At 26.5% G+C, this 12,425-nt stretch carries 7 protein-coding genes; 5 read left to right on the top strand and 2 right to left on the bottom strand.

The annotated features are described in order from the left end of the window. Positions 1-53: 53 nt before the first annotated feature. Both E6248_RS07455 and E6248_RS07450 read left to right on the top strand, forming a co-directional pair. A complete protein-coding gene (locus E6248_RS07455; RefSeq protein ID WP_316340192.1) occupies positions 54-329 on the top strand; it encodes a hypothetical protein in 276 nt (91 codons plus the stop codon). A 728-nt stretch (positions 330-1,057) separates the two neighbouring features. After that, on the top strand, positions 1,058-3,412 hold the full coding sequence (locus E6248_RS07450; RefSeq protein WP_316340191.1) for a cation-translocating P-type ATPase: 2,355 nt from the start codon (positions 1,058-1,060) through the stop codon (positions 3,410-3,412). 99 nt (positions 3,413-3,511) lie between these two features. On the opposite strand, the gene E6248_RS07445 is transcribed toward E6248_RS07450, so the two are convergent. Beyond that, a complete protein-coding gene (locus tag E6248_RS07445) occupies positions 3,512-4,054 on the bottom strand; it encodes a hypothetical protein (RefSeq protein WP_316340190.1) in 543 nt (180 codons plus the stop codon). Between the two features lie 856 nt (positions 4,055-4,910). On the opposite strand from E6248_RS07445, the gene E6248_RS07440 reads away from it, so the two are divergent. From E6248_RS07440 to E6248_RS07430, 3 genes are read left to right on the top strand one after another with little or no spacing between them, the layout of a single operon-like run. After that, on the top strand, positions 4,911-6,884 hold the full coding sequence (locus E6248_RS07440; RefSeq protein ID WP_316340189.1) for a BglG family transcription antiterminator: 1,974 nt from the start codon (positions 4,911-4,913) through the stop codon (positions 6,882-6,884). A gap of 23 nt (positions 6,885-6,907) precedes the next feature. Next, complete coding sequence (locus tag E6248_RS07435; RefSeq protein ID WP_316340188.1) at positions 6,908-8,914, top strand: fructose-specific PTS transporter subunit EIIC; 2,007 nt, start codon at positions 6,908-6,910, stop codon at positions 8,912-8,914. A 2-nt stretch (positions 8,915-8,916) separates the two neighbouring features. Further along, entirely contained in the window at positions 8,917-11,580 is a 2,664-nt protein-coding gene (locus E6248_RS07430) for a glycoside hydrolase family 38 C-terminal domain-containing protein (RefSeq protein WP_316340187.1), read from the top strand. 255 nt (positions 11,581-11,835) lie between these two features. Here E6248_RS07430 and E6248_RS07425 read toward each other — a convergent pair. Beyond that, the coding region (locus E6248_RS07425; RefSeq protein ID WP_316340186.1) for an AraC family transcriptional regulator at positions 11,836-12,425 on the bottom strand (590 nt) is incomplete at its 5' end.

Here is a 12,425-nt window from a genome sequence, read left to right as displayed (position 1 = left end):
TAATATAATTTTATATTAATTTCATATTGATAATATAAGTTTGAGGAGAAAAGATGAAAAAATTAAAACTATTTCAAAAAACTTATTTATTTACAATGGCATTAATGGGGATAATAATAATTATCTCTCACACTTTACTTTATATGTTATTACCTACTTTCTATACGAATAAGAAGAAACAATACTTAGATAATATTACTAGTCAATTAGTACAGAAGTTAGAAGAAAGCAATAAGTATACTAGTCCGAGTATAGCAGAAGATTTTACTAAAAAATATAGAGTGAATATTGAATTGATTATAGGAGATAAAAGCTATACATTATTTTAATGCAACTGAAAGAGGTATGAAGTTTACTATGACTTTCAAATAATATAATTGCATAGAAATTACTAGAGAACACTAGCCAGTGTTTTTTTTTGGAGAAACAAAATAATAAATGTTTAAATACATATAAATAATTATTTGTTTTTATATTAATTTCACATTGGGTTGATAATATAGAGTCATAAAGTATGTGATTAATAGGAGATGATGAACGGGGATGTAATAAAGAAATCTTAGATGTACATTAATAGAAAGAGAATTTAGATAATGATGCAGCAAAAGAAATTATAGATACATTAAAATTAAGTGTACATAAGCATGGAAAAGCAGTATTATTGTAATCCATAGTAAAGACATGGATAAAGAAAATGGTTTTGATATAGAAGAAGCTGATAAAGACTTAGACTATTTGTAGATGAATTAGAAGGTAACTAATAATAGTTAAGAAAATATAGCGTATTATTCATGAGAATAGTCTCCATATTTAAAGTTCAAGAAAGGTATTGCGTAAAAGCAGTACCTTTTCTTTCATATTATAAAAGTATATAAAATTTAAAAAAGTCATTTCCATCAAATTAACTCTAAGGGATATACTAATTATTAGAATATCAAGAACTAATAAGTTTAATTAAATATATTTAACTTTAGTTTAACCTAAATTTTACATTGAAGGGTTATACTCAATAATATTATTTAGAATAAATTTAAATGTACTTACAAGAGATATGAATATGGAGCGTGTTATTATGGAAATGCGAGAGACTACATTAGGATTAACGAAAGAGGAAGTATTAGAGAGGAAGGAAAAAGGAGAAATTAATATTGTAGATGAAAAGACTGTAAAATCTAATTGGGAGATTATTTCAGGAAATGTATTTACATTATTTAATTTGTATAATTTTATTATTGCTATTGCCTTAATGTCTGTTGGAGCTTATTCTAATTTAGCTTTTATGCTGATAATTATATTAAATATATGCATTGGAAGTTTTCAAGAAATACATGCTAAAAATATGGTAGCTAAATTATCAGTACTTACAGTATCAAAGGTGGATGTAATAAGAGATGGAATAAAAACTAGTATAGGTGTAGATGAAGTTGTTTTAGATGATGTAACTATACTTAATATGGGAAATCAAATTTGTTCAGATTCGGTTGTTATTGATGGAAAAATAGAAGTAAATGAATCTCTACTAACTGGTGAATCAGATACAATTATAAAGATGCCAGGAGATAAATTATTTTCAGGAAGTTATGTTGTTAGTGGAAATTGTTATGCCAGGGTTGAAAAAGTAGGTAAAGATAATTTAGCAGCAGAAATTACATTAAAAAGCAAAAAGCACAAAGGTATAAATTCAGAATTAGTTAAATCTATGAGGAAAGTTACAAAACTTACAAGCTACATAATAATACCAGTAGGTTTATTGTTATTTTTAGAAGCATACTTCTTTAGAGGTGAACTAATAAAAAGTTCTGTAGTATCAACATCTGCAGCGTTACTAGGAATGCTTCCAAAGGGATTAGTTTTATTGATTAGTATATCTCTTGCAACAGGGGTAATAAAACTTGCTAAAAGAAAGGTACTTGTTCAAGATTTATATAGCGTAGAGACTTTAGCTCATGTAGATACACTATGTCTTGATAAGACTGGTACTATAACAGAAGGTAAGATGCAAGTTTCTAATGTTGAAAAATTTAATGAAGAAATAATGCCAATTTCTATAGGTCAGGCCTTAAGTGCTTTTGTTAATGAAATGGGAGATAATAATGGTACTTTTCAAGCCTTAAAAGATTACTTTAAAGGAAATGATAAATTTGAAGTTGATTATAAGAATTCATTTTCATCTGAAAGAAAATGGAGTTCTATTTCATTTAAGAATATAGGTTCCATAATAGTTGGAGCACCTGAAAAATTAATGGTCAAAAGTGATTTTGAAATGAAAGAGAACATGATAGAAGCACAAAAACAAGGAAAAAGAGTGCTACTTGTAGGTTTTTCTAAGGATATAGTGGAAGATGTGTTACCTAATATAGAAGTTGTTGCAGCAGTAGAATTATCAGATCCATTAAGAAAAAATGCAAAAGAGATGCTTGGATTCTTTAAAGGGGAAGGGGTTACAGTAAAAGTAATTTCAGGAGATAATCCAATAACTGTTTCAAGTATAGCAAGGCAAGCAGGATTAGAGGATTATGAATCATATATTGACTTATCTACTATAGAAAATGATGATGAAATAATAGGTATAGTAGACAAGTATAGTATATTTGCCAGAGTATCACCAAATCAAAAGAGTTTATTAGTACAAGCATTACAATCTAAAGGTCATACTGTTGCGATGACTGGAGATGGAGTAAATGATGTTATTGCATTAAGGCAAGCTGATTGTAGTATAACTCTTCCAGAAGCAAGTGATGTAGCAAAGCAGGTTTCACAGATAGTACTTTTAAATTCAGACTTTGGGGTCTTAAAAGATGTTTTAATGGAAGGAAGAAGAGTTGTAAATAATATCACTAATGTAGCTAGAATATTCTTTATAAAAACACTATATTCAGTTATGCTATCAATATTAAACATTATTACTTTTACAGCTTTCCCATTTATACCAATACAAATAACATTAATAGATCTCGTTATTGAAGGATATACATCATTCTTTATATCTTTCGAGCCAAATGGAAAACAGATAAAAGAAAGTTTCTTAAAAAGTGTACTTAAGAATTCATTCCCATATGCTTTAGTGATAATAATAAATATCATAACACTATATTTCTTAGCTCCAGCTTTAAATATAGAAGTACCACAAATGACTACAATTATGTATTGTATGATTGGATTTACTAGTATTTTAGCAGTAATAAGAGTATGTAGACCATTCAATAAAATGCGTGTGTTCCTATGTACAACAACAGCTATAGGATTTTTTGTAGCAGCATTTTTATTTAAAAATATATTACATTTAAGTAATTTAGGAATGCAAGAATTATTGGTATTTTTAGTAATGGCTATACTAAGCACAATAGTGATTTTAATAAAAAATTATTTAATGAGAAATAAAGTAGATTATAGTATAAGTACTCTTGAATAAAATTTAAAGTGTAAGATTAATGAGAATAAGCTAGTAGCTAATTAAAGGAGCTATTAGCTTATTTTCTATTTAAAATACTCCTGCGTAATTTATGACTAATTATTTTTGCAACAATATTTTAATTTTATTTAGCTCATTAGTTAGTTCTTGAACTTGATCTTCTAATTCTTGAAGTTTATTTATATTAATATCATTATCATTTGAGGTGGAACTTTCGGAAACTGGTGATGAACTTGATGCTTTTGATGAACTTGAGGAATTAGAAGAATTTGATGTACTTGTTGTATTCGAAGTTGAATCTGTAGGATTAGTGCTACAAGAAGGATTATCAACATTATAATTTTTAGGATCATAGTATCTTCCTGGTCCTGATTGAAAATATTGTTGTTGAGCATTAAAAGTTAAAATAACTTGACCAAGTAATTCAAACCAGTTTCCAATTGCGTTTTGTACATTAAAAGGAATGTTTCCAGCTATTATATTACCAAGTACATCCCCTATTAATATAAAAAGCTGGGGATTAATATTCTGGAATCCATTTGGTATGTCATTACAGCCAGTGTTATCTGTATTATCTGAAGAGTTGGTATAGCCACAACCTCTTAATAAATCTTCCCAATTACCCCATCCATTAGAATTCATTTTATTACCTCAATATAATTGATTATTTTCATTATATTAAACTTATACTTAAAAGGTACTGGATTATAAATTAATAAAAGAGTATTGGTTAATTTAGTAATGAATATCATTTTGTTCATAATTTATAAAAGTGAGTTATGGTAATATAGGTAGTATTCAATTATTAAATAAAAGTAAGAGGAAAATTAAATTAAGAGATTAAATTTATAGAAAGAGTAAATTAGATGAATTTTATAGTTAAGGAAATAAAAATATAAAAAATTTATTGGCAATATTTAAATGGTGTTAATATAAATACAAATTAATAATAAGGTTCTTTAGGATTGTACTGATAATGAAGGAAAAACCTAAGTTTACTAATTTGATATCTTACTATAGGTAGAGTATTTAATTGATGAGGTTAGGTTTTTTTATATACTTAAAAGTAGGTGAAGATTACAAAAAAAGTTGATTTTTCTAAGAATTAGAAAAATAATTGCAGAGGCAATAGTAAATGAATAAGATTAAACTTCATAAAGATTTTTTATGGGGAAGAGTTACTGCTATAAACTAAATTTAAGCTGGATATAGAGAAGGTGGAAAATGGTTAAGTACAGTAGATATGATAACAAGCGGAAGTTATGATACTTCTAGAAGAATAACTCGTGAATTAGAAGAGTGAACATATTATCCAAGTCAAGAAGGTATTGATTTTTAGCATTAAGATTTCAATGTATTTGTGCTTTAATATTCATTAATATAATTTTTCAACATTATATGCTGCAAAAGGAAGTGTTTTATTAAAATGATATCAATGATACACTATAAATGTAAATATATACAATATTGTTGAAGTCATGACGAAGGAGGTTATTTTTTGAATTATATAACAGAGCGCTCAAAAAAAATATTATTTAAGATAGCTTCAGAGGGAAAATGCACTATTAGGGATATAAAGAATTCTATAGGAGTAAGTGAAAGAACAATATATAGTGATTTAAAAGAAATAGAAAAGTTTCTAGAAAACTATGACATAACTCTTATTAAAAAACCAAGAGTTGGAGTATGGATTGAAGGAGACGAAAAAGTAATTCTAAATATGTCTATGGATATAATTAAAGAAAAGATTGATCATGATGGAGTATATAGGGATTATAAACACTGTATTTTGTTTGAACTATTTAATACAAACGACTATATAACTATAAATGATTTAGCAGATAAGATATTCGCTAGTAGAAGTGTGGTAGAAAATAAATTAGCAGAAATAAAAAAGTTTTTAGAAAAAAATAATCTTGTTTTAGAAAAAAAACCTAGCAGAGGTATAAGGGTAGTTGGAGATGAAAAATCTATACGGTTTGCTATTGTGGAACTATTTAAAAGTGATAATAATAATTTAATTGTTGAGTATGGTAATAAGAATGAAGCAGATATTATTAATAATAATTTAAGAAACGACATAAAGGACGTATTTATTTCCATTGATGTTAATGCTGTAATAGAAATGGTTGATGAAATTGCTAAGTTAGACGAAGTATGTTTTACAGATGTATCATATAACTCCTTAGTAATAAACTTAATTGTTACAATTGAGAGAATAAAGTTGGGAAAATTTATATATTTTGATTTAAATACAATTAATAAATTGAAAACAGAAAGAGAATATAATTTAGCAAACATTATTGTTAATATGATTAGCAATAGATTTAACATATCATTCATTGAAGAAGAAGTGTGTTATATAACAATATTGTTATTATCTTCAAGAATTCAAAAAAAAGTATTAGATGTTAATAAAAGAATAAATAGTAGTTTTGATAACGTTGTATCATTATGTGATAGAGGTATAAAAGAAGCAGAAAAAGTAGTTAATATTAAGTTTGAAGATGATCCTTTTTTGAGACAAGAATTGTATATTCACATTAAAGCTATGATTAATAGAATATTATATGGCATTAATATTGAAAATCCTTTTACTGTGAAAATAAAAACAGAATATTGTATTTCTTTTGAGGCAGCTTTAGTATTTAAAAACTTAATTTATCAGGAATATGGACTGAGGTTATCTATTGACGAAATAGCATATATAGCATTGCATTTTCAAGTATCAATAGAAAAGTTTAAAAGAGAATCAAAAAAGATTAGAGTAGCTATAGTTTGTAGCGTAGGTTTAGGAAATCTATCTTTAATTGCAATGCAGATAAATAGATTAATACCTGACTTGGAAATAACTCACAAATTATCTGTAATCGATCTTATTGATAGAAAATTAGATGCCGATTTTATTATTTCAACTGTACCTATATTTAAATCTTCAATCCCAGTTTTGCAGATTGAACCATTTATATCTTCACAGGATATTATTAAAATTAGACAAATGATGGAGAAGACAAAAGTTAATACTGTTTTAATTCAAAAAAAGAATTTTTTTAAAAGTTTAATAAATAAGTCCTGGATTTTTCCTAAAGTAAAGGGATTAAATCAAGAAGAAATTTTAAAAATGCTAACAAATAAATTGACAGATAAGAACGTTGTAAATGAAAAATTTTTAAATAGCTTATTAGTTAGGGAAAAATTGGAATCAACGGCGTTTTCAAATGTGGCTATGCCACATGGAGACCCAGACCATGTTAAAAAAACAGCTATTGTTATTTGCACCCTAGATAAGGAAATATTATGGGGTGATAGATATGTAGATATTATATTTTTAATCGCTTTATCTAAGGATAATTATAAAAATTTGCAAACAATATTTGAATATTTTTATTATTTGATTGAAGATAGAGAATTAATATCAAAGCTTAAGAATGCAACAACTTCTAATGAAATATATAAAATTATTATGAATTGAATAAAATATCGGGAGGTATAAAAATGCAATTATCAAAAATGATATCAAATAATCTTATATTATTTGATGAAAATTTTAATACAAAAAAAGAATTATTGAATGAAATAGTAAATAGACTGGTTGATGAGAACATTGTAACCGATTCACAAGAGTTTTTAAATGATGTGATGAAGAGAGAAGCAATTTCACCTACAGGAATAGATAAAGGACTAGCAATACCACATGGAAAATCTAAAGCTGTAAAACGTCCGATATTAGCGGTTGCAAAATTGAAAAACAGTATTAATGATTGGGAAAGTATAAATCCAGATAATAAAGTATCATTAGTATTTCTATTAGCTATACCAGAAAATGAAGGAAATACAACTCACTTAGAGGTACTTTCTGAATTAAGTACTAGATTATTAGATGATGAGTATATAGAAAGATTAAAAAACTCTAAATCTAAGGAAGAATTTATTAGGAATTTTAATGGAAAATACAATACTATAAAGAATGAAAATAGTATATCACAAACAAGAAAGAAAATCGTTGCTATAACTGCTTGTGCTACTGGTATTGCACATACTTATTTAGCTGCAGAGTATTTAGAAAAAGCAGGCAGAGAAATGGGTATCGATGTTATTGTAGAAAGGCAAGGAGCAAATGGTTTAGAAAATGAATTAACAGAGGAACAAATAAGACAAGCAGATGCACTAATAATTGCAACAGATGTTGCTCCAAAAAAACTTGAAAGATTTAAAGGCTTAAAATATGTTAAAACAAGAGTTGCAGAACCTTTAAAGAATTCAAATAAAATAATAGAAAAGGCATTAAGTAATCCAGATGGAAAAGTAGATGATTTGATCGGTGATGAAAATGTATCAAAAAGTGATATTAAATCTAAGAATAGTAAAGGATCAGAAATATTACAAGCAATAATGACAGGAGTTTCACATATGATTCCTTTACTAGTTGCTGGAGGTCTTATGATTGGAATATCAAAAATAGGTGCTCTAGTTTATGGAGGTAATAGCTTAGTTGATGCTGTAGCAGATGTTAAATATGCAACAGATTCTAACTCATTATTAGTATTTTTGCATTATATCGGTAATTATGGAAGTTTAATAATGAAATTTATGTACCCAATTTTTGCGGGATATGTTTCATATTCTATAGCAGATAAAAATGGATTAGTACCTGGATTTATTGGAGGAGCATTTGCAGGTGGTTTGCATTTTACATTTTGGGGAATAGAAAATGGTGCACCATCAGGTTTCTTTGGAGCTGTAATTCTTGGATTAGTTGCTGGGTATTTAACAAGGTTTGTTAATAAAAAAGTAAAACTGAGTAAAGATTTACAACCTTTAAAGCCAATGCTAATAGTACCATTTATATCAATACTATCTATATTTTTATTGAATTTTTATTTAGTTGATCCTGTATTTGGTTCATTAAATAAGTGGATGTTTAATTTAATTGCAGAAAATGCATCTTCTCAATATTTAATATCATCTTTAATTGCAGGAGCAACAGCCTTTGACTTAGGTGGACCAATTAATAAGGCTGCACATACAATAGCATATACATTAAATGATGAAGGTGTATTATCATTTACTTCAGCTATGATCGGAGTGTATGTTCCAGCTATAGGTTTAGGTTTAGCTACAATTATTGATAAGATAGTTGTAAAACGTAGAGTGTTCGATGAAGATATAAGAGTAAATGGAAAAACTTCTTTTATACTTGGATTTTTAGGAATCAGTGAAGGTGCAATTCCATTTGCTATTCAAAATCCATTAATAACAATTCCAATAAATATTATTGGTTCAATAATAGCAGCAGTAATAGCTTTATATTTAAAAGGAAACTTATGGTATATAATTGGAGGATTTTGGGGCTGGCCATTGATGGAGAGTATAACAGGATTTTTGATAGCTTTAGCAGCAGGTGTGATATTTGTAGCAATTGCTAATATATTAGTTAGAAATTATATATTAACTAGAAATGAAAAAAAAAATAATAATGTAAAAAATACGTATGAGGTTTAAGAATGAAAAAAAAAGTTTATGTTGTAACACATACTCATTGGGATAGAGAATGGTATTTTACAATAGAAGATTCAAATTTATTACTTGTTGAGAATATGAATTACTTAATAGATACTTTAGAAAAAAATAGCGATTATGCATCTTTTCTTTTTGATGCACAAAGTTCTTTAATAGAAGAATATCTAAAAGTATGTCCAGAAAACAAAAGTAAATTACAAAAATTGGTTAAGAACAATAGAATTATATTTGGACCATGGTACACACAAACAGATTCATTACTTGTAAATAAGGAATCAATAATAAGGAATTTATTATATGGAATTAAGGTATCTCAGGATCTAGGAGGATATATGGGGGTTGGGTATGTACCTGACTCATTTGGTCAAAACTCCTATTTACCATCTATTTTTTCAGGATTCGGTTTAGACTATAGTATAGTACGTAGAGGGTTTTCAACAGAAGAAATTGGCGATGATTTAAACTTTATTTGGGAATCACCAGATAAAAAAGATGTAAAAACGAACAATATATATTTTGGATACGGATCTCCTCAACCAATATCAGATGATGATGAATATATAAGAGATATACTGATACCAATGATTGATAAACTAAGTCTAATGTGTAAAAATTCCGAAAATCTTTTATGGCCTGCTGGTTTTGACCAAGGTTTAATAAATAATGATATGCCTAATATAATAAAAGAAATAAATAGAAAACAAAGTAAATATGAATTCATCTTATCTGATTATGAAACATATATGAAAGAAACTTGGAAAGAACGCAGAGATAGTAATATTGTTACTGGAGAACAAGTAGTACCAGAAATGTCTAGAGTTCATATTACTGCTGGTTCTCAGAGATATGATATTAAAAAGTTAAATTATGATGTTGAACATAAAGTTATAAATATATTAGAGCCATTATATGCAATGTCTCAATTAGATAATTCTAGTTATTATGAAAAATGGCTTGATGCAATTTGGAAGCAAATGTTTGACTCTCATGCGCATGATAGTATTTGTGGATGTAATTCTGACATAACAAATAAGAATGTAATTCATAGATTAGAAAAATCTAAAAGAATAGCTGATGGTTTAGAAAATATAATTAAAAAGAAAATGACAAAAGAGATAATTAATAACCTTGGCAATGAAAATATTCTTGTAATTTCAAATTTGAAGCCATACGTCAATAGTAATAATATTGAAGCGACTATTATAACAGAGAGTAAATATTTTGAATTAAGAACTATAGAAGGAGAAATAGTTAAATTCACAGTAATTTCACAAGAAAATAGTTCTGACTGGGGAAGAAAAATTATTTTTACAAGCGATGGAGAAAAAGAAAGTAAAGTTGGCGGATATTATGTAACTAAAATAATAATAGGGAATATTTCTATTTCGCCAATGAGTAATAAAGTACTACTTATTGAAGATTCTAATAAGTTTATTGATATAGTTGAAATGAAAAATGAACAATTCATTGAAAATAGTTATTTTAAGCTTGAATTAGAAGATATGGGTAATATATCATTATTAAATAAAGTTAATAATAGAAAAATACTAGATTTATTATCATTTGAAGAATGTGGTGATGATGGAGATTCTTATGACTTCTCTCCATTAAAAGATGAAAAACCTATTATTATTAAAAATGCAAAGTTAGAGGAAGTAACAAAATCTGAAAATGTGCAAACTATGAAAGTTAAGCATATGGAAAGTATTCCATTAAATTTAGAAAATCGAAAGAGTGGAATTAAAAATGCTAATATAGAAATACTAACTACATTTGAAATCAGAAGTGGAGAAGAGTTTATACGTATTAGACATGAGATTAATAATAATACATTTGATCATAGGGTAAGAGTACTATTAAATAGTAATATATTTGATATAGAATCATCTTATGCTGATCAAGGATTCTCTGTGTTGAAAAGACCAGTTAAGAATAAATACATTGATAGATGGAAAGATTTAAAGTTTGTAGAAAAGCCAGTAGATATATATTCTTTAGAAAACTTTATGTATGTAAAAGATGATGAAAAGATGTTTGGAGTTATTACTAAAGGAATTAAGGAATATGAAATTATAAATGATACAAATATTGTAGCTTTATCATTATTTAGAGGTGTAGGGTTATTAGGGAAAAATGATATTTTATGGAGACCTGGAAGAGCATCAGGAATTAATGATCAACCAATGTACACTAATGATGCACAGATGATAGGAAAAATGGTATTTGAATATTCAATAACAATGTCTGAAGCAATAGAAGAGGCAGATATAAATATGTTTAGGTTAACAGAACAGTATCAAAAAAACTATACGACTTATCAAAATCAAAATTTAGATTTATTAGCTGAGCCTCTAGATCGTTTCGAACTACCATTACCAACAAGAAGTAGAAAAGGAGAGCAACCATTATTTTCTATTGATAACCAAAATATATTCATGAGTATGTGTAGGAATAATTTTGATAGTGATAAAACTATAGTTGCAAGATTATTTAACCCTGGGGAAAAGCTTGAATATATAAATATTTTAGGTGAAAATATTGTAAAGGTTGTTGAGTTAAATTTAAATGAAGAAGAACAAAGAGTTATAGATAATTCTATTGAGATTATGCCTAAAGGATATATAACTATTAAGTTGATTTTAAAATAACAAAGTATTTTTTATATTAAATTACAAAATTTAAAAGGTTAAAAGCTATACATATTTAGCTTTTAACCTTTTAATATATTTACAATAGATTTATTAATTAAATTGTCTATCTTTGAATAAAATTTCAGCAAATTTTCTTTGTATTTTATTTTTTTATCATCATAATAATTATACAAATTATCATTTGAATAACTATAAGTCATGCTAATCTATATTCATAAAACAATTATATTTGAGGATTATATAACTATATTTTTATCCAATACATTGTTTATATGCTTTAGGTGTAATTTTCTTTAGTTTTTTGAATGTCTTAATAAAGTAACTTATATCATTAAAGCCACAATTTAAAGCAACTTCAGTAACGCTTAAGTCGGTAGTAATAAGCTCATAGCAGGCACGTTCAATACGATAAAAGTTTAAATATTCTATTGGAGTTTTATTACTCATATTATAAAAAAATCTGCAGAAATATTTTGGAGTCATACCAACAGTTTTAGACAAATCTTCTAAAGTAATAGTAGTAGAATAGTTATTTTCTATTAAAGAAAGTACATTTTTAAATTGTAAGATTTTTTGTTGGCTTTTTTTCATATCAGAAGTATTATTTAAATACAAATTATTATTAAAAATAGTTCCAAAGAAATAATACAATGAACCTAAAGAAATAAATTCATATCCAATATCTTTATTTTTCATTGATCTAAATAAATTATCACAAGAAGCTGTTAGTTCTCTAATGTTATTAGGCAATTTATGATAAATTAATTTATTATAATTAATAATCTCGTGGATTTCTTTAGTACATGAACTATTTTCTTTAAATAGCGATTTCATATCAAAGA

Origin of the sequence: Clostridium sp. (assembly GCF_032552055.1) — a bacterium.
In the GTDB taxonomy this organism is placed as follows: domain Bacteria; phylum Bacillota; class Clostridia; order Clostridiales; family Clostridiaceae; genus Clostridium.
Note: the sequence above shows the minus strand (reverse complement) of the source record. Positions and strands in the feature narration are given on the sequence as shown.